This window comes from Vibrio gangliei, from assembly GCF_026001925.1.
Lineage (GTDB): Bacteria > Pseudomonadota > Gammaproteobacteria > Enterobacterales > Vibrionaceae > Vibrio > Vibrio gangliei.
On sequence record NZ_AP021869.1, the window covers coordinates 1956801 to 1974597 of the forward strand.

Consider the following 17797-nt stretch of genomic DNA (forward strand, 5'->3'; position numbering starts at 1 on the left):
ATATAAAGTTCGCGCAGAGTATAACACAATCTGTCAAGACTGATATCCCCTGTGCGCATTTGGATAAAAAATCTTTTTCCCTCGGCCAAACGCAATATTTACGTCATTTTTTCGGCCTCTTATCGCCAATCTCTCGCATTTTTACGGTGTTAGCTCTATTCTGGTGTTTCTCATTGCACATGGAAAAGGATGAAAATGGGCAAACGGCTAAAAAAATGGATCTTTAAGACGTTACTTTTCTTTGGCGTCATGTCCGTTGTGTTGACCTTCCCACTGAAATACATCAATCCCATTGTTTGGAGTTGGCAACTGCAACGCGAGTGGTTTCCACCTGAACAATATCGCCAATATACCAAAGCCAACTGGGTAAACTTAGACAAGATTTCGCCCTATATGCAACTTGCGGTGATCGCTTCAGAAGATCAACGCTTCCCAACTCATCACGGCATTGATTTTGTTTCCACCCAAAAAGCCGTCGCCGATATGATCTCCGGCGAACGCTTTCGTGGTGCAAGCACCCTTACTCAACAAACCGTGAAAAATTTATTTCTTTGGTCGGGGCAAGATATCTTCCGTAAAGCAATCGAAGCTTACTTAAGTTTATTGGTTGAGTTTGAGTGGGGGAAAAAACGCATCTTAGAAATTTATTTGAATATCGTGGAATTTGGCCCGGGGATTTATGGAGTACAAGCTGCCAGTCAACATTATTACGGCATATCGGCTAACCGCTTATCGATGTCACAGGCTGCCCGTTTAGCGGCCGTATTACCTAACCCATATAAATTCCATGTCGACCGCCCGACCCCTTATGTCTGGCAACGAGTGGATTGGATCGAAACACAAATGAATCAATTGGGGCTGGGTTATTTGAAGAAGATGGATTGATAGGTTCGTCTATCGTGTTTCGGGCGCTACGCTGCTCGTTTATCGAAAAAGCGTATCGACTGGATTGAAACCCAGATAAATCGGTTGGGTTAAGGTATTTGAAAGAGATGGATTGATAAAGTTCGTCTATCGTGTTTCGGACGCTACGCTGCTCGTTTATCGAAAAAGCGTATCGACTGGATTGAAATCCTGATGAATCGGTTGGGTTAAGGTATTTGAAGGAGATGGATGATAGAACTCGTCTATCGTGTTTCGGACGCTACGCTGCTCGTTTATCGAAAAAGCGTATCGACTGGATTGAAACCCAGATAAATCGGTTGGATTAAGGTATTTGAAAGAGATGGATTGATAAAGTTCGTCTATCGTGTTTCGGGCTCTACGCTGCTCGTTTATCGAAAGAACACATCGAGTTACGAGCAACGATTAGCGTAGCGTCCGGGCATCGAAACTACACCTCATCAAACGCATCGATGGCTTCAGATAACTTCTTCACCCCATGAATTTGCATGCCGGCAATGCCACCTTTTGGCATGTTGGCCGCTGGAACAATCGCTTTCTTAAAGCCGTGCTTGTAGGCTTCCATTAAACGCTCTTGACCGCTTGGTACTGGGCGGATCTCACCAGCAAGACCGACCTCGCCAAACACCACCACATCTTTGGGGAGTGGCTTGTCTTTAAAGCTCGACAACAACGCCATTAATAACGCTAAGTCGGCACTGGTTTCCGCCACTTTGACACCACCAACGACGTTAACGAACACATCTTGGTCGGCCATTTGTAAGCCGCCGTGTTTGTGTAATACCGCAAGAAGCATCGATAAACGGTTTTGTTCAAGCCCGACAGCAACGCGTCTTGGGTTGGATAATTGTGAGTAATCTACTAATGCTTGGATCTCCACCAGCAACGGACGAGTACCTTCCCACACCACCATCACTGAACTGCCTGAGGTTTCTTCATCGCCGCGAGATAAAAATATCGCCGATGGGTTACTGACTTCTTTTAAGCCTTGCCCCGTCATGGCAAATACGCCGAGTTCATTGACTGCACCAAAACGGTTTTTATGGCTACGCAATGTTCTAAAGCGGCTATCGGCACTGCCATCGAGCAATACCGAGCAGTCGATAATATGTTCCAGCACTTTCGGGCCCGCCAACGTACCATCTTTGGTGACGTGTCCAACTAAAAACACAGCCACATTATTTTGCTTAGCATAACGAGTTAACGTAGTGGCCGATTCACGCACTTGCGACACACTGCCTGGTGACGATTGGACATCCGCCACATGCATCACTTGGATAGAATCAATCACCATGATCTTTGGCTTTTCATTTTCGGCAATTTGGCAAATTTTATCCACGTTGGTTTCTGACAGCATTTTGAGGTGGTCTTTCGGCAAACCTAAACGTGACGCGCGCATTGCCACTTGTTGCAATGATTCTTCACCAGTGACATATAACGTAGGCATTTGCTCGGCAAGGCGACACACCGTTTGAAGCAGCAAGGTACTTTTACCTGCACCTGGATTACCACCAATCAAAACCGCCGCACCGGGAACAATGCCGCCGCCGAGGACGCGGTCGAACTCTTTAAAACCGGTAGAAAAACGCGGTACTTCTTGCAAATCAATTTCTGATAAGTTTTGCACTTTGGCATCAGTCACGGACCCGGCATAACCAGACAAGCGCTCGTTACGTGCCACTTGAGGTGAAGCCGCTAAGCGCACTTCAGTAATGGTATTCCAAGCACCACAAGCATTACACTGCCCTTGCCAACGTGGAAAATCCGCTCCACAGTCATTACAGACATACGCTCGTTTTGCTTTTGTTGCCATGAAGAAGGTACCTAAGTTAGTTGAAGATATCGGTTAATTGGATATAAGTGGTTATGCGTGACTCGATTGATCGGCCGCAGAGCTTCTTGTGTCTCGTGTCTCGTGTCTCGTGTCTCGTGTCTCGTGTCTCGTGTCTCGTGTCTCGTGTCTCGTGTCTCGAAAAAGATTAAATAACCTGTTCCATATATTGAAAACTCTTTTTCCGAACTATAGGTAGTGAAACGCCCAAAACCCGAACAACGATCCCGCTTTTCGACTCCCGAGCGAAGCGTCCTCGACACACGAATCTCGCAACACGAAACACGCTTCTCGACACAAATCTTTTGCTGTTACTGCGGAATCGCCTTCCACCCAACACGCTTTTGCTGCACAAGCGCGGCGGATAATATACACAACACGCCACCAAGACCAGCATAACGGATCGCGGTTTGTGCTTTTTGTTCTACTTTGGGTTTGGCATGAAACGCAACCCCTAAACCGGCAGTCGCCATCATGACTAAGTCATTGGCGCCATCACCGACAGCAATAGTATTGTGAGGCTCGACATCGTATTCATCGGCTAAGGTCACCAAAATATCCGCTTTAGTTTCAGCCGACACCACCTCGCCCAACACCTTACCGGTTAATTTACCATCTACAATTTCAAGTGTATTGGATTGGGCATGATCTAAACCAAGGGTATCTTTTAAATAATCTGAGAAGTAAGTAAACCCACCGGATGCAATAGCCGTTTTCCAACCAAACTGTTGCAGCGTTTTCACTAACTGCGCTAAATCAGGCATTAAAGGAAGATTTTCACGTACTTGCGCTAAAATGGCTTCATCCGCACCAGCTAATGCGCCGACGCGTTGACGTAAACTTTGTTCAAAATCGAGTTCACCTTGCATCGCACGTTCGGTAATTTCAGACACCATCTCACCTACGCCCGCTAATTTCGCGATCTCGTCAATACACTCAATTTGAATGGCGGTGGAATCCATGTCCATCACGATCAAACCTGGTTTAGTGAGCTCGGGAAGTACGCTAATCGAAGCGCAATCTACGCCTAAAGCATGAATAAACTCGACTAACTCTGGGAACAAATCCCCCCCCATGAGTGCCACTTCATATTGGCCGACTTTCCATGAATCAAGAACCGGATTAAAGCGACCAGTAAACACATCAATACGGTCAAAAAGGCCGACAGAAAGATGCTCACCAAATACAATCCACTGTGCTTTTTGCTTGTCTAAACTGGAATACAAATGAGATTCAGGCAATCGCTTGATGAGCGACATACTGCGCTGAATGTTTAAGGGTTTTACCACGTCCATGTTTCTGCCTTTTTTAAGCCAAATAGTTAGAATTAATGCCGCTGTAGTATTAAAATAGCAGCACTGTCACTGCGGGAATACTTGCACGGTTACCTAGCAAGTTACCCTATTGCAATTTAGTTACGCAAGTCCCAAACTGACAATTCACCGAATTTATGCCCAAAGTGATTGGATTTGCAGCGAGGCGAATGAACACCGCCCATAAAGATGCAGCTTCAACGACGAAGGGATAGCTGATTATTACGATATAAAGGAAGCATTACATGCAAACATCGTTGTTTTCTTGGCGTGTATTTTTGCGATTTATCGCGATAATCCTATTGGGCGGTATGTTTGCTTATACCATCATTAATAGCTTTGTGATCAGTCGTGATAACGAACATATCCAAAACCAACAATTGACGATTTTAACCGACTTGCTGATTTCGCAAACCGCTTTATCTTCTGGTAATTTGATCACCAATGATGATCAAGAAGGCCTGATGAAAATGGCGAATCAAATTGCTTCAGATGATTTGGTTTACGATGTCACTATCTATAACGCAGAAGGGATTAAGTTAGTCAGTAGCGATAACGCTCTCAGTGTACGTGAAGTTTTAGGTTTAGATACTCCACTGAAAACCGCCGGTATTGGACGTGAACAACTCGTTAAACCTATCTTTAATGAAGAAGATAATACTATTGGCTTTATTCGTATCACGTTTGAAAAAGGCAAAGTTACCGCGATTTCCGATCACCGTTATCGCAATAGTGATCACCTGATGTATACCATGCTGATTTTAAGCTTTATTAGTGGCGTGCTGCTTTGCTTGTTGATTTTGTATAAGCCGCAGGATGAAGTAGAGAATATTCTGCTGAAAGATATATAGACGAGTTTCGAGTTTCGAGTTTCGAGTTTCGAGTTTCGAGAAAAAATTAAACCTCTTGATGCACCAACATCAAGAGGTTTTTTTATGCTCATTTTCTCAAAGTAGTTGAAGTTTCTGTCAACAAAGCTGCAGCTTCAAATTCGAAGAGACAAATTATTTTCTCAAAGTAGTTGAAGTTGCAGTGAGGCGACAAGTTTATGAAGCCCCATGAGTGTAGCTTGCCTACATGATTGGGGTGAATAAACGCAGTCAACAAAGCTGCAGCTTCAAATACGAAGAGAAAAAGTTATTTGTCGCCAAGCAATACTGAATCTAGTGCAATATGAATCATATCGTTGAACGTAGTAGCACGCTCATCAGATGTGGTTTGCTCACCTGATTTAATGTGATCAGATACAGTACAAATCGCGAGAGATTTCGCGCCGTATTCTGCCGCCACACCGTAAATGCCAGCCGCTTCCATTTCCACACCTAGGATGCCGTATTTGTCCATCACTTTGAACATATCTGGATCTGGCGTATAGAACAAATCAGCAGAGAAAAGGTTACCCACTTTAACATTGATACCGCGTGCTTTTGCCGCTTCTTCAGCGTTACGTACCATCTCGTAATCCGCAATCGCTGCGAAATCGTGATCTTTGAAACGCATACGGTTTACTTTTGAATCCGTACATGCACCCATGCCGATCACCACATCACGCAGTTTGATGTGATCGCTTACAGCGCCACAGCTACCCACACGGATGATTTTCTTCACGCCGAAATCTTTGATCAATTCAGTCACGTAGATAGAGCAAGACGCAATACCCATACCGTGCCCCATTACTGATACTTTACGGCCTTTGTAAGTACCTGTGTAACCGAACATGTTACGCACGTTACATACTTGAACCGCGTCTTCTAAAAAGTTCTCAGCAATGTATTGCGCACGTAGCGGGTCACCTGGCATCAGTACTACGTCTGCAAAATCACCCATCTCAGCATTAATATGTGGAGTTGCCATGTATAAGTCCTTAATGATTCTAATTTATTTAATGGTTCGTTATTCGGGCGCTTCGCTTAACAAGGCTTGAGCGCTTTGCTTCTCGAAAAAGCACCCCAACGATGGTTTATTAAAATTCTTTACCCGAATACCAGTGAATCGAGTCACGAGCATTCGAGTCACGAGAGAGGTCTATAAAAACGACTTTCCGTATTCCATATCTGATGTACCAAAGTATTTCGCTAGGCTTTGGCCGATGTCAGCAAAAGTGTCGCGGCGTCCTAATGAACCTGCTGGCACTTTCGGGCCAGATACCAATACTGGGATGTGCTCGCGAGTATGATCGCTGCCAGGCCAAGTGGGGTCACAGCCGTGGTCTGCGGTTAAAATCAACACATCATCTTGTTGCAGTAAGGCTTGAATTTCAGGCAAGCGTGCATCGAAATACTCCAGCGCTGCTGCATAACCGGCGACATCACGGCGGTGACCGTAAGAAGAATCGAAATCAACAAAATTAGTGAAGACGATAGTGTTATCACCGGCTTTTTTCACTTCCTCTAAAGTGGCATCAAATAAGGCTTCAATCCCTGTTGCTTTCACTTTTTGCGTGATACCGCAGCCAGCATAAATATCAGAAATCTTACCAATAGAAACAACTTCACCGTTTTTCTCATCCACCAGCTTTTGCAAAATCGTCGCAGATGGCGGCTCAACTGAAAGATCGCGACGGTTACCGGTACGAGCAAATTCACCTGGTTTGTTGCCAACAAATGGACGCGCAATCACACGGCCAATATTGTAAGGCTCAAGCTCTTCACGCACGATTTGGCAAAGCTCTAATAAGTTTTCCAAGCCGTAAGTTTCTTCGTGACACGCAATCTGGAAGACCGAATCTGCTGAAGTATAGAAGATTGGCTTACCGCTCTTCATGTGCTCTTCGCCCAGCTCGTCCAAAATAACAGTACCCGATGAATGGCAGTTGCCTAGGTAGCCTGGTAAGTTGGCGCGTTCAACGATTTTATCTAACAATTCTTGCGGGAAGCTGTTTTTCTCATCAGTAAAATAGCCCCAGTCGAACAATACGGGTACGCCGGCAATTTCCCAGTGACCTGATGGCGTATCTTTACCTGAAGACAACTCTGCTGCGTGGCCATAAGCGCCGGTAATTTCCGCTTGCTCATCCAAGCCAATTGGGAACGATCCCGTTGATTCTTTCGCCGCAAGACCTAAACCCAGTTTAGACAAGTTTGGCAAACGCAATGGGCCGCTACGGTGTTCGTTATCCGCTAAACCTTTATCACACTGCTCTGCAATATGACCTAATGTGTCTGCGCCTACATCACCGAATTTATCGGCATCTTGTGTCGCACCAATACCGAAAGAATCCAGTACTAAAATAATCGCACGTTTCATGGTTCATTCTCCTCCCAAGCTAAGTCTCTATGACAGATCTTCCGCTCGGATTTGACTATAAATCTCTGGTGTCGGTTGATAAGCCTCATCAGACACCGTAATCGCTTGTTGTAGTTGCTCTGCCGCTTGCTGCCATTGCTCTTCACTACGAGCATGGATCATTGCAAGTGGTGTGTTAGCATCAGCCTGTTCACCTAAACGAATGAACTGGTCAAAGCCAACCGCATAATCAATTTGGTCAGACGCGACTTTACGTCCACCGCCCATCGCCACGACCGCCATGCCAATTGCACGGGTATCCATCGCAGTCACAGTGCCTACTTGCTTAGCAAAAACAGGCTTAATCACTTCTGCTTTAGGTAAATACGCATCATAGTTTTGAACAAAATCTTGCGGGCCGCCTAAGCCTGCTACCATTTTGCCAAAACAAGCTGCAGCTTTGCCGTTATCAAGAACCGCTTGCAATTGCTCACGAGCTTGATCGGTATTGTCTGCAAGGTGAGCCAATACCAACATTTCAGCACACAGCGCCATAGTCACTTCAAATAAGCGAGGATTACGCACTTCACCGCGAGAGTTTTTCTCACCGGTTAAAAATTGCACCGCTTCTTTCACTTCCAACGCGTTACCCGCAGAAGAAGCCAATACTTGGTTCATGTCGGTTAAAATGGCGGTGGTTTTCGTACCCGCACCATTGGCTACCGCCACAATCGATTGAGCCAGTTCTTCTGATGCTTCATAAGTTGGCATAAACGCACCAGAGCCGACTTTCACATCCATCACGAGTGATTCAAGGCCCGCGGCCAATTTCTTCGACAAGATAGACGCGGTGATCAAAGTGATATTATCCACCGTCGCCGTAATATCGCGAGTGGCATAAACGCGTTTATCCGCAGGCGCTAGATCACCGGTTTGACCAATAATCGCGACACCAGCACCTTTGGTCACAGCGCCAAACACATCATTGGTTGGCATGATGTTGTAACCAGGGATGGACTCTAATTTATCCAGCGTGCCACCAGTATGACCAAGGCCACGACCTGAAATCATAGGAACAAAACCACCACATGCGGCTACCATAGCGCCCAGCATTAATGAGGTCACATCCCCGACACCGCCAGTAGAATGTTTATCAACAATTGGGCCACCAAAATTCATGTGTGACCAATCTAGCACCATACCTGAATCACGCATTGCGCAGGTTAAAGCGATACGCTCTTGCATGTTCATTTCGTTAAAAAAGATGGTCATGGCGAAAGCCGCAATTTGACCTTCTGAAATGGTATCTTTTGCTACACCTTGAATGAAGAAATTGATCTCTTCATTAGTGAGCACTTCACCATCACGCTTTTTACGAATAATTTCTTGAGGAAGATACATAACAAACCCACCTAGTAAGCCGTATTCAATTGTCAGGAATACCCACTCTTGTCAGTATTCCTGAACCTGCGAATTAGTAGCCGCCTTCTTCCGCTTTTTCGCCTTTACCTAGGGTGTTGAGTAGGTTTGCTAGTAGGCTTGATGCACCAAAACGGTAGTGCATGTTATCTGCCCAATCTGCACCTAAAATACGATCCGCCATGGCGAGATAAGCTTGTGCGTCTTCTGCAGTACGAACACCACCGGCTGGTTTGAAGCCGACTTTGTCCGCCACGCCCATATCTTTAATGACATTCAACATGATTTCTGCTGATTCTGGCGTTGCGTTAACTGGCACTTTACCGGTTGAGGTTTTGATGAAATCTGCGCCTGCTTCGATTGAGATTTGAGAAGCACGCTTGATTAACGCTTCTTCTTTTAGCTCACCAGTTTCGATGATCACTTTAAGTAGAATGTCGCCACACGCTTCTTTACATTGCTTCACTAATTCAAAGCCAGTTTTTTCATCACCAGCAATCAAAGTGCGGTATGGGAAAACCACGTCCACTTCGTCAGCCCCGTAAGCCACAGCCGCTTTCGTTTCTGCCACTGCAATGTCAATATCGTCGTTACCGTGTGGGAAGTTAGTAACGGTCGCGATGCGAATGTCTGGCGTGTCTTGCTCACGCAGTGTCTTCTTCGCAATAGGAATAAAGCGCGGGTAAATACAAATGGCAGCGGTATTGCCAACAGGTGATTTTGCATCTTTACATAGGGCAATGACTTTCTCATCTGTGTCGTCGTCATTCAACGTCGTCAGATCCATTAATTTTAGTGCACGTAAAGCTGCTGCTTGTAAATCGCTCATTTCTCTCTCCGATTTCAAAAATTCGTCTTTTAAAAATTAGTTTTCAAAAGATTATTATGACAACTGGGTTATCGCATCTAGGTTTACTTACCCTAGTTAAAGTGTAGTGCTATTCATTACGCTATTTGTAGAAATAACGTGAATACCCAAGTTGTCTGAAATGAACGGACTTGGTTCCTTGAAGACTTAACTCGGTGTTACCAAACGAGTTAATTGCAATCCTTGTCACCGCACAACCAATCTACCCGTAAGCCGGTTATTGGCTGCAAACACATCATGTGTCTTATCGCCCTAGCGCGTCATGTGCTAGCTTGAATTTACGGGTAATTATACTGATTTATTCCGTGAGATCAGTCACTATCCTATACGCAAACGGTTTGTATCTCATAAAAAAGTGAGAGCTTGCATAAATCAAGGACTTGCCTCCGCAATAGCCTTTTTAACTGTAAGTCTATATTCAAGTCATTACGGCTAAAGACGCAAAAAGCCGCAGCAAACTATGCTACGGCTTTAATGGTTATATACTGGCGTCTATATATTCAGACTCGATTACATTGCTTGTAGTGTAATGAAGAAACCAGCGATAGTTGCAGCCATTAGGTTAGATAATGTACCTGCAAGAATGGCTTTCATACCCATTTGTGCAATGTCAGAACGACGTGCTGGTGCTAGACCACCAAGGCCGCCCAATAGAATTGCGATAGAAGAAAGGTTCGCAAAACCACATAGAGCAAATGAAATGATAGCTTTCGTTTTCTCAGAAAGAACCACTGTCGCACCATCAGCTAGGTATGGGGCAAAGTTAGAGTAAGCCACAAATTCATTCAAGATAGTCTTTTGACCAATGAAAGAACCCGCTAGAGTTGCTTCACTCCAAGGCACACCGATCAACCAAGCGATAGGAGCAAAGATGTAACCTAGGATTAGCTCAAGAGTTAGCTCAGGCATACCGAACCAACCACCAACACCACCTAAGATGCCGTTAAGTAGAGCAATCAAACCGATGAATGCAAGAAGCATTGCACCAACGTTAAGCGCAAGTTGAAGACCTGAAGAAGCACCTACTGCCGCTGCATCGATAACGTTTGCAGGTTTGTCTGCATCATCATCAACCGCATCAGCAAGTTGCTCGATTGGCTCATCCGTTTCTGGCTTGATGATTTTTGCGAACAATAAGCCGCCTGGTGCCGCCATGAAAGAAGCCGCGATTAGGTAAGACAGAGGTACACCCATCGCTGCGTAACCCGCCATTACACCACCAGCAACAGAGGCTAAACCACCACACATTACTGCGAACAACTCAGATTGAGTCATTTTTGGTACGAATGGACGAACCACTAGAGGCGCTTCAGTTTGACCAACGAAGATGTTCGCTGTTGCAGACATAGATTCCGCACGAGAAGTACCCAGCGCTTTCTGTAAACCACCGCCTAAAACTTTGATAACAATCTGCATCACACCGATGTTGTAAAGAACAGAGATCAATGCAGAGAAAAAGATAATGGTAGGCAATACTTTAAACGCGAAGATGAAACCAACGCCTTCAACTGAGAAGTTTACTAGGTTACCAAATAGGAACCCAATACCCTCATTACCGAAATCATACACATGCTGAACGCCGTTAGTCATAGCGGCTAACATGTCACGTCCCCAAGGTACATAAAGTACAAACGCACCTAGGAAGAATTGGATAGCAAAAGCGCCACCAACCGTTCTGAAATTAATTGCTTTGCGGTTGTCGGAAAATAGTACTGCTATTGCAAGCAGAAAAATCATACCAACAATGCTCATAACCAGGCTCATGGTATATGGCTTCCTTATTTAAATTGGTTAAAAAAAAGTTCAGGGCTCTAAAAAAGCGCTGGCGATTATACTCTGACAATTGGTAACAAAGTAATACTAACCTCACACTTATTCATGAAAAATAGATGAAAAACATAAGTTCATGTGATCTATATCACCAAACGTTTGCTTTTTTCATATTGACTCACAAGCAAACGTTTGCATGTTGTTCATAAAATTTATCAATCCCAACCGAATAAAATGCAACTGTTATGCCAAATCTGCTGTTCAATTTTCATTTCATTCTCACTTCTAAGCTCACAAAGCGCTGAAAAAATCGACGCTAAATGTGCAGGATGATTCGCTTGTCCTTGAAAACCAGACACCGGCATATCAGGTGCATCGGTTTCAAGCACCAAAGATTCAAGTGGCAATTTGGCTATCGCTTGTCGTGTTTTGTTTGCTCTTGGGTAGGTAATCACGCCGCCCACTCCAATATAGAAGCCCAATTTGACATATTCCAACGCCTGCTGGTAACTCCCTGAAAAAGCGTGAATCACACCACCTTTTTCTAGTTTAACTTGCTTTAATCGAGCCACAGTTTTGTCGTGCGCTTTACGCGAATGAATAATCAAAGGTAGGTGATGTTGAGCGGCAAGCTCGACTTGAGACTCAAATAATGTGTATTGCTTGGTGATATTCCCTGGCGTCAACAGCGCCTCATGGAGCATGAAATCTAAGCCGCACTCTCCTACTGCCACACAATGTTTATCTCGCTGCAATAAGGTGTGATTCAGAACATCATAAATGTCATTAGGGTGTTGATTGAGAAAGTAAGGATGAAAACCTAGAGAATAATATAAAGAAGGATATTGTTTAGAAAGCTGCTGCAGCGATGACCAGTTCTTGGTTCCTATTGCTGGAATGACAATTCTTTTCACTCCGGCTTGCTGCGCTTTCATCAATTGGGTTTCAACATCTGAAAATTCAGGAAAATCAAAATGGCAGTGGGTATCAATAAATGAATGCGGATTGGCCATGACTAAGCATCAATGGATGTAGTGTTAGCGGGCTCTGATGTCTGATGAGCAGGATCGGGGCGGTAGGCACAACAACTGCGCTTATACTCTGGTTTCAAACCTAACTCTTCACACCAAGCATCATAACGCGCCAGCCAATATTTCAACTTTGCTAAAAGCATCTTCCCTGTCCTTATTTAACTCGAAACTCGAAACTCGAAACTCGAAACTCGAAACTCGAAACTCGAAACTCGAAACTGATTAAAGCAAAAGGGCTGACATTACGCCAACCCTTTAACAAGATTATCTATTTACGCTCACAGATTAGTGTTCGCGTGTTGCTCGGAAATCAACCTCAGGGAAACGCTCTTTAGCAAGGTTCAAGTTCACCATAGTTGGGGCAATGTAAGATAGGTTGTCACCGCCATCCAATGCAAGATTCGCTTGGTTCTTACGCTTAAACTCTTCAAATTTCTTAACGTCATCACACTCTACCCAACGGGCAGTCGCAACGTTCACGCTTTCGTAAATCGCTTCCACGTTGTATTCCGATTTCAAACGCGCCACAACTACATCAAACTGAAGCACACCAACCGCACCAACGATCAAATCGTTGTTTTGTAATGGGCGGAAAACCTGCACCGCACCTTCTTCAGAAAGCTGCACCAAGCCTTTAAGCAATTGTTTTTGCTTCAGAGGATCGCGCAGACGAATGCGACGGAACAATTCTGGCGCAAAGTTTGGAATACCCGCAAACTTCAACGCTTCACCTTGAGTAAAAGTATCACCGATCTGAATGGTGCCATGGTTATGTAAACCAATGATGTCACCCGCATAGGCATTTTCCGCACGAGCACGGTCGCCCGCCATGAAAGTTACCGCATCCGAAATGTTGACCATTTTGCCAGTACGCACATGGTTCATCTTCATGCCTTGCTTATAAGTACCAGACACAATGCGCATAAAGGCAATGCGGTCACGGTGTTTTGGATCCATATTGGCTTGAATCTTAAACACGAAACCAGAGAATTTATCTTCGGTTGCTTCAACGGTACGTTCGTTGGCTTCACGAGGCATTGGCGCAGGGGCCCACTCCGTTAAGCCGTCTAGCATGTGGTCAACACCAAAGTTACCCAATGCCGTACCAAAGAATACTGGCGTTAATTCACCTTTAAGAAATAACTCTTGATCAAATTCGTGCGAAGCACCGATCACAAGCTCTAACTCTGCACGCAATTGCTCAGCCAGTTCATCACCAATTTCTGCATTGAGTTCTGGGTTATCTAGCCCTTTCACAATGCGTACTTCTTGAATGGTGTGACCATGACCGGTTGAATACAAGATGGTTTCATCACGGTGAATGTGGTACACACCTTTAAACTCTTTACCGCAACCAATCGGCCAAGAGACTGGCGCACAGGCGATATTCAATTCGTTTTCGACTTCATCCAGCAGTTCCATCGGGTCACGTATATCGCGGTCACATTTGTTCATAAAGGTAACGATCGGCGTATCACGCAGACGGGTTACTTCCATCAATTTACGGGTACGGTCCTCGACGCCTTTTGCCGCATCGATCACCATTAGACATGAATCCACTGCCGTTAAGGTACGGTATGTATCTTCGGAGAAGTCTTCGTGTCCTGGGGTATCCAGTAAGTTTACCAAGCACTCATTGTATGGAAATTGCATCACAGAGGTGGTTACCGAGATACCACGTTCTTTTTCCATTTCCATCCAGTCCGATTTTGCGTGTTGGCTGGCACCACGGCCTTTTACCGAACCGGCGGTTTGAATCGCGTTTCCGAATAACAATACTTTTTCGGTAATGGTGGTTTTACCCGCATCCGGGTGAGAAATGATCGCAAACGTACGACGCTTGCCAACTTCGGTAAGGAATGACATGAAGGAAACCTTAATAAACTGTGTTCGATTGCTGCTCTCAAATGGCAACAAAAATAAGATGGACGAATTATACGCAAAATTCACGATAACTCTAGTTGAAAGCCCAAACTGATTGCAGTTTCAGGGCCTATCTATTTCATGATCAAGCTATTTACTGATTCATCAAACTATTTAGGGTTTAATCGAGCTAAGCGAAGGGATTATAACTGTCCAACATCAAATTCATAATGATGGCGTCTTCTTTGCCGCTGGCCGTTTTTGCAGAAGGGTAATAATTCACTCGGCGATCCATTTCATTAAAGCCCAGTGATTCATACAAATGATACGCACCGCGATTACTGTCTCGCACTTCCAGCCAAATACTTTCAGCTTGAGCATCTTCACTGTGCTCGATCAAATGTTCCAACAGTTTGCGTCCGTAACCTTTACCTTGCTGAGTTGGATCAACCGCAATGGTTAATAGGGTGACTTCTCCAACAATATTTTGACTATAAACGTAGCCAACCAATTGATTATCCACCCACAACCCAAATTGGTATTTGCTCGAATTGGCAGAATTTTGATGAGATAAATCGCGGATCATGGTTTCAGACCAAGGATGAGAATGGGCGACTTTTTCAATTGCCCACACCGCATCAAGATGATCTAAGCGTAAAGGTAAAAATTGACAATTATTCATTATTATAAGAACAAATTTGCTGCCACAACTCGCGGCGATTTTGAGTATTACCGTGAATTTGCGTAATGGCAGGTGAAGTCAAAATATTGACACCTTGCAGTGAGGCTTGTTCTAACGCTTCACAACCGGCAAACCACACCCATTTCAATGCGTGTTTATCGAGTTGCGCTGCTTGTGCAGGCGTTAAATGCAGTGCTTGGTCAGCGCTTAATTTCATACTTGCCAGCACTTTAATAAACAAAGTCGCATCGTCGCCTTGCGGGCAAGAATCCGCCACCAGCAACAAAGTACAAGTTTGCGGTAATTGTATACCAGGCGCTTGATAGCCTTGCAGCTTATCTGGATGAGCCAGTTCCCATACGGAAATGCCCATTTCTTTTAAATATTGCTGTTGTTGAGAATCGAGCATAGCGCCTTCAAAATTTGGAGTCATGAACTAAAATTCTGGGCTGTATTCTACCAAACCCGATAGTCCTTCGAAAGAACCATCCTCTTCCAGAGACATGATTTGAAAAGCGCCTGGCGTAAATTCTGGATGGTCATTGTAAACCGAAACAAACCCTAGTGGCTCAGCATCTTTAAAGCCAAAACGAGCGTAATAGTTAGGTTCACCAAGCACGACACACGTTGAGTAACCAAATTCAAGTAACGAATCTAAACCGGAGCGGATCAGTGCTTCGGCAATACCTTGCTGTCGGTATTCTTCTTTGACGGCAACCGGCGCTAGACCTTGCCAGCCTAGATCTTCACCGTTGAGCGTTACTGGCGTAAACAAAACATGACCAATCACTTCCCCTTCATCGCTGCACGCCACTAAAGATAACGTAAAACGGCTGTTCTCACGTAGTGAACGTACTAATTTAGCTTCAGCAGAACTAGGAAATGCAGATTTTAATAGCGCATCAATCGTCAGAATGTCAGCAGGGGCTTCGGTACGAATTTGCATGGTTTTCTCGCTTAAGTTATGAATCGCTTAAGTTACGGATGCTTAGCTTAGAATACTTAGATTACCAATAAGCAGCGATAAAAAAGAAGAGCCGATTCTATACCGAATTGGCTCTTCTATGTCATTTTCTATGAGTTAAATTTTGAAACCGAGATCCAAGCAGAATTTCACATATTCGCGATAACGATTCCGATCATAGTTAAGCGGTTGCTTGAGTAAGCGGCTCTTGCATCCCTTGTTGTACAAAGTTGGCCAGCTGTTCCATCGTTTGAGTGAGTGGCTTAGGCAAAGAATCAAGATCAAGGCTATCCATTAAGTTTTTCACTTCTAATCCGAGCTCGGTATCGCCTTCAATTTTTAGGCGACGTTGGAAGAACAAGGTATCAGGATCTTCTTTACGCCCAGCAATCAGCACGAGATCATTTAAACAACCAGAAAAGCTGACATGATGTTGCTCGCTGGCATCACCCACGGTTAACTTATCATCTTGGTAGCTGATCATCCAGCTTACATTCACATCTGAAATAGACACTTTTAACCAGCGATCTTGTAAAAATTCAAAATCGCCATCTTCTAGTGCTTCATGAAAAACGCGCTTCAAACCTTCCAATAGCACTTTGTTATGAACACGCTGAGGGATCAGCTTGGCTGGAATAGAGATCAGTGACGCGGCATTCATCACCACTTTAGAACGAAAACTTGCGAGCATACTACCTCCAACATCAATCGACTCACGCAATGTAAAACAACCTACTTTACCGAGTTCAATGGCGATATCTCTGTGTTGAATCAAAAAATGTCTCAATTCAAACAAAAAACCACTTTATAGGTAGATCTAACCGCCTCAAACCTGCCTTATATCAATTCCCTAGACGATGAATCTCCTAAAATGTCGAACACTGTAAAAATTAATAAGGTAAGTAAGGATGGAACTACTTTGCCCTGCGGGTAATTTGCCTGCGTTGAAAACCGCCATCGATTGTGGCGCTGACGCGGTTTATATTGGATTCAAAGACGAGACCAATGCGCGTCACTTTGCCGGCCTCAACTTTAATGGCAAAAAACTCAATAAAGCGGTGCAATATGTGCATGACCACAATAAAAAAATTCATATTGCTCTGAATACCTTTGCCCATCCTAATGGATTTGAACGTTGGACAAACTCGGTCGATAAAGCGGTAGATTTAGGAGTCGATGCATTAATCATTGCTGATATCGCCCTACTTGATTACGCCGCCACCAAATACCCTGAGATGGAATTGCACCTTTCAGTACAAGCATCGGCCACCAATACCGCAGCCATTCAATATTACGCCAATAATTTCAATGTAAAACGCGTGGTACTGCCACGTGTGTTATCGATGCATCAAGTGAAGCAATTGTCACGTAATATTCCTCAAGGCGTGGAGCTAGAAGTGTTTGCCTTTGGTAGCTTGTGCATCATGTCGGAAGGGCGTTGTTACCTGTCTTCTTATCTCACTGGTGAATCCCCAAATACCGTCGGCGCTTGTTCTCCCGCTAAATACGTTCGTTGGCAAGAAACCGATCAAGGTTTGGAATCGCGCTTAAATGAGATATTAATTGACCGTTATGGTGAAGGCGAAAACGCCGGCTACCCGACGCTGTGCAAAGGTCGCTTTGATATTAACATTACTGGTGAAGACCAGCGTTACCATGTGCTTGAAGAACCCACCAGCTTGAATACCCTTTCAGTGCTGCCTGAGCTTTTTGCCGCCAATGTCGCCTCGGTAAAAATTGAAGGTCGCCAACGCAGCCCAGCCTATGTCGAACAAGTCACTCGAACCTGGCGCGCAGCGCTCGATCGTTATCTTGCCAATCCTGAAAATTACGCCGTTGAACCGCAATGGAATGCCACCTTAGCGAATGTGTCTGAAGGTACGCAAACCACACTCGGTGCTTATCACCGCAAATGGCAATAATAGAGG

17 protein-coding genes are annotated in these 17797 nt (G+C 44.6%); 3 read left to right on the forward strand and 14 right to left on the reverse strand.

The features are described 5' to 3' along the window. Window positions 1-195 precede the first annotated feature (195 nt). Window positions 196-885 carry a monofunctional biosynthetic peptidoglycan transglycosylase gene (gene mtgA, locus Vgang_RS09005; protein ID WP_105903262.1) on the forward strand — a complete coding sequence of 230 codons (690 nt, stop codon included), beginning with the start codon at window positions 196-198 and terminating at the stop codon, window positions 883-885. Between the two features lie 448 nt (window positions 886-1333). Here mtgA and radA read toward each other — a convergent pair whose 3' ends face one another. Beyond that, window positions 1334-2716 carry a DNA repair protein RadA gene (gene radA, locus Vgang_RS09010; RefSeq protein ID WP_105903238.1) on the reverse strand — a complete coding sequence of 461 codons (1383 nt, stop codon included), beginning with the start codon at window positions 2714-2716 and terminating at the stop codon, window positions 1334-1336. A 329-nt stretch (window positions 2717-3045) separates the two neighbouring features. Then, window positions 3046-4029 carry a phosphoserine phosphatase gene (gene serB / locus Vgang_RS09015; protein WP_105903239.1) on the reverse strand — a complete coding sequence of 328 codons (984 nt, stop codon included), beginning with the start codon at window positions 4027-4029 and terminating at the stop codon, window positions 3046-3048. Between the two features lie 263 nt (window positions 4030-4292). Between serB and Vgang_RS09020 the strand changes: the two genes are divergently transcribed. Further along, window positions 4293-4898: a YtjB family periplasmic protein gene (locus tag Vgang_RS09020; RefSeq protein ID WP_105903240.1), complete on the forward strand. Its 606-nt coding sequence runs from the start codon at window positions 4293-4295 to the stop codon at window positions 4896-4898. A gap of 286 nt (window positions 4899-5184) precedes the next feature. On the opposite strand, the gene deoD is transcribed toward Vgang_RS09020, so the two are convergent. From deoD to ubiT, 12 genes are all read right to left on the reverse strand, one after another. Next, a complete protein-coding gene (deoD, locus tag Vgang_RS09025; RefSeq protein WP_105903241.1) occupies window positions 5185-5901 on the reverse strand; it encodes a purine-nucleoside phosphorylase in 717 nt (238 codons plus the stop codon). A gap of 171 nt (window positions 5902-6072) precedes the next feature. Beyond that, on the reverse strand, window positions 6073-7293 hold the full coding sequence (gene deoB / locus Vgang_RS09030) for a phosphopentomutase (RefSeq protein WP_105903242.1): 1221 nt from the start codon (window positions 7291-7293) through the stop codon (window positions 6073-6075). 27 nt (window positions 7294-7320) lie between these two features. After that, window positions 7321-8673, reverse strand: a complete 1353-nt coding sequence (gene deoA, locus Vgang_RS09035; protein ID WP_105903243.1) for a thymidine phosphorylase — start codon at window positions 8671-8673, stop codon at window positions 7321-7323. 73 nt (window positions 8674-8746) lie between these two features. Beyond that, complete coding sequence (deoC, locus tag Vgang_RS09040; protein WP_105903244.1) at window positions 8747-9520, reverse strand: deoxyribose-phosphate aldolase; 774 nt, start codon at window positions 9518-9520, stop codon at window positions 8747-8749. 549 nt (window positions 9521-10069) lie between these two features. Further along, window positions 10070-11323 carry a NupC/NupG family nucleoside CNT transporter gene (locus Vgang_RS09045; RefSeq protein ID WP_105903245.1) on the reverse strand — a complete coding sequence of 418 codons (1254 nt, stop codon included), beginning with the start codon at window positions 11321-11323 and terminating at the stop codon, window positions 10070-10072. Window positions 11324-11544: 221 nt separating this feature from the next. After that, window positions 11545-12342, reverse strand: a complete 798-nt coding sequence (locus tag Vgang_RS09050; protein ID WP_105903246.1) for a TatD family hydrolase — start codon at window positions 12340-12342, stop codon at window positions 11545-11547. Window positions 12343-12344: 2 nt separating this feature from the next. Continuing rightward, window positions 12345-12503: a hypothetical protein gene (locus Vgang_RS09055; RefSeq protein WP_170066855.1), complete on the reverse strand. Its 159-nt coding sequence runs from the start codon at window positions 12501-12503 to the stop codon at window positions 12345-12347. A gap of 142 nt (window positions 12504-12645) precedes the next feature. Then, the gene (gene prfC / locus Vgang_RS09060; protein WP_105903247.1) at window positions 12646-14226 is read right to left on the reverse strand and encodes a peptide chain release factor 3; all 1581 of its coding nucleotides are present in this window, start codon (window positions 14224-14226) and stop codon (window positions 12646-12648) included. A gap of 187 nt (window positions 14227-14413) precedes the next feature. Next, window positions 14414-14905, reverse strand: a complete 492-nt coding sequence (rimI, locus tag Vgang_RS09065; RefSeq protein ID WP_105903248.1) for a ribosomal protein S18-alanine N-acetyltransferase — start codon at window positions 14903-14905, stop codon at window positions 14414-14416. Next, window positions 14898-15338 carry a DNA polymerase III subunit psi gene (locus Vgang_RS09070; protein WP_245879964.1) on the reverse strand — a complete coding sequence of 147 codons (441 nt, stop codon included), beginning with the start codon at window positions 15336-15338 and terminating at the stop codon, window positions 14898-14900. Before Vgang_RS09070 ends, rimI begins: the two co-directional genes overlap by 8 nt. 3 nt (window positions 15339-15341) lie before the next feature. Beyond that, window positions 15342-15851 (reverse strand): GNAT family N-acetyltransferase, encoded by a 510-nt coding sequence (locus Vgang_RS09075; RefSeq protein WP_105903249.1) that lies wholly within the window; start codon window positions 15849-15851, stop codon window positions 15342-15344. 199 nt (window positions 15852-16050) lie between these two features. Continuing rightward, the gene (gene ubiT / locus Vgang_RS09080; protein WP_105903264.1) at window positions 16051-16560 is read right to left on the reverse strand and encodes a ubiquinone anaerobic biosynthesis accessory factor UbiT; all 510 of its coding nucleotides are present in this window, start codon (window positions 16558-16560) and stop codon (window positions 16051-16053) included. A gap of 217 nt (window positions 16561-16777) precedes the next feature. Here ubiT and ubiU point away from each other — a divergent pair, with 217 nt between their 5' ends. Next, a complete protein-coding gene (gene ubiU, locus Vgang_RS09085; protein WP_105903250.1) occupies window positions 16778-17791 on the forward strand; it encodes a ubiquinone anaerobic biosynthesis protein UbiU in 1014 nt (337 codons plus the stop codon). Window positions 17792-17797: the final 6 nt, after the last annotated feature.

Bases quoted from the DNA above. Each gene is read 5' to 3' on its own strand.
- mtgA (WP_105903262.1), top strand. From the start codon at position 196: ATGGGCAAACGGCTAAAAAAATGGATCTTTAAGACGTTACTTTTCTTT.
- radA (WP_105903238.1), bottom strand. From the start codon at position 2,716: ATGGCAACAAAAGCAAAACGAGCGTATGTCTGTAATGACTGTGGAGCG.
- serB (WP_105903239.1), bottom strand. From the start codon at position 4,029: ATGGACGTGGTAAAACCCTTAAACATTCAGCGCAGTATGTCGCTCATC.
- Vgang_RS09020 (WP_105903240.1), top strand. From the start codon at position 4,293: ATGCAAACATCGTTGTTTTCTTGGCGTGTATTTTTGCGATTTATCGCG.
- deoD (WP_105903241.1), bottom strand. From the start codon at position 5,901: ATGGCAACTCCACATATTAATGCTGAGATGGGTGATTTTGCAGACGTA.
- deoB (WP_105903242.1), bottom strand. From the start codon at position 7,293: ATGAAACGTGCGATTATTTTAGTACTGGATTCTTTCGGTATTGGTGCG.
- deoA (WP_105903243.1), bottom strand. From the start codon at position 8,673: ATGTATCTTCCTCAAGAAATTATTCGTAAAAAGCGTGATGGTGAAGTG.
- deoC (WP_105903244.1), bottom strand. From the start codon at position 9,520: ATGAGCGATTTACAAGCAGCAGCTTTACGTGCACTAAAATTAATGGAT.
- Vgang_RS09045 (WP_105903245.1), bottom strand. From the start codon at position 11,323: ATGAGCCTGGTTATGAGCATTGTTGGTATGATTTTTCTGCTTGCAATA.
- Vgang_RS09050 (WP_105903246.1), bottom strand. From the start codon at position 12,342: ATGGCCAATCCGCATTCATTTATTGATACCCACTGCCATTTTGATTTT.
- Vgang_RS09055 (WP_170066855.1), bottom strand. From the start codon at position 12,503: ATGCTTTTAGCAAAGTTGAAATATTGGCTGGCGCGTTATGATGCTTGG.
- prfC (WP_105903247.1), bottom strand. From the start codon at position 14,226: ATGTCATTCCTTACCGAAGTTGGCAAGCGTCGTACGTTTGCGATCATT.
- rimI (WP_105903248.1), bottom strand. From the start codon at position 14,905: ATGAATAATTGTCAATTTTTACCTTTACGCTTAGATCATCTTGATGCG.
- Vgang_RS09070 (WP_245879964.1), bottom strand. From the start codon at position 15,338: ATGACTCCAAATTTTGAAGGCGCTATGCTCGATTCTCAACAACAGCAA.
- Vgang_RS09075 (WP_105903249.1), bottom strand. From the start codon at position 15,851: ATGCAAATTCGTACCGAAGCCCCTGCTGACATTCTGACGATTGATGCG.
- ubiT (WP_105903264.1), bottom strand. From the start codon at position 16,560: ATGCTCGCAAGTTTTCGTTCTAAAGTGGTGATGAATGCCGCGTCACTG.
- ubiU (WP_105903250.1), top strand. From the start codon at position 16,778: ATGGAACTACTTTGCCCTGCGGGTAATTTGCCTGCGTTGAAAACCGCC.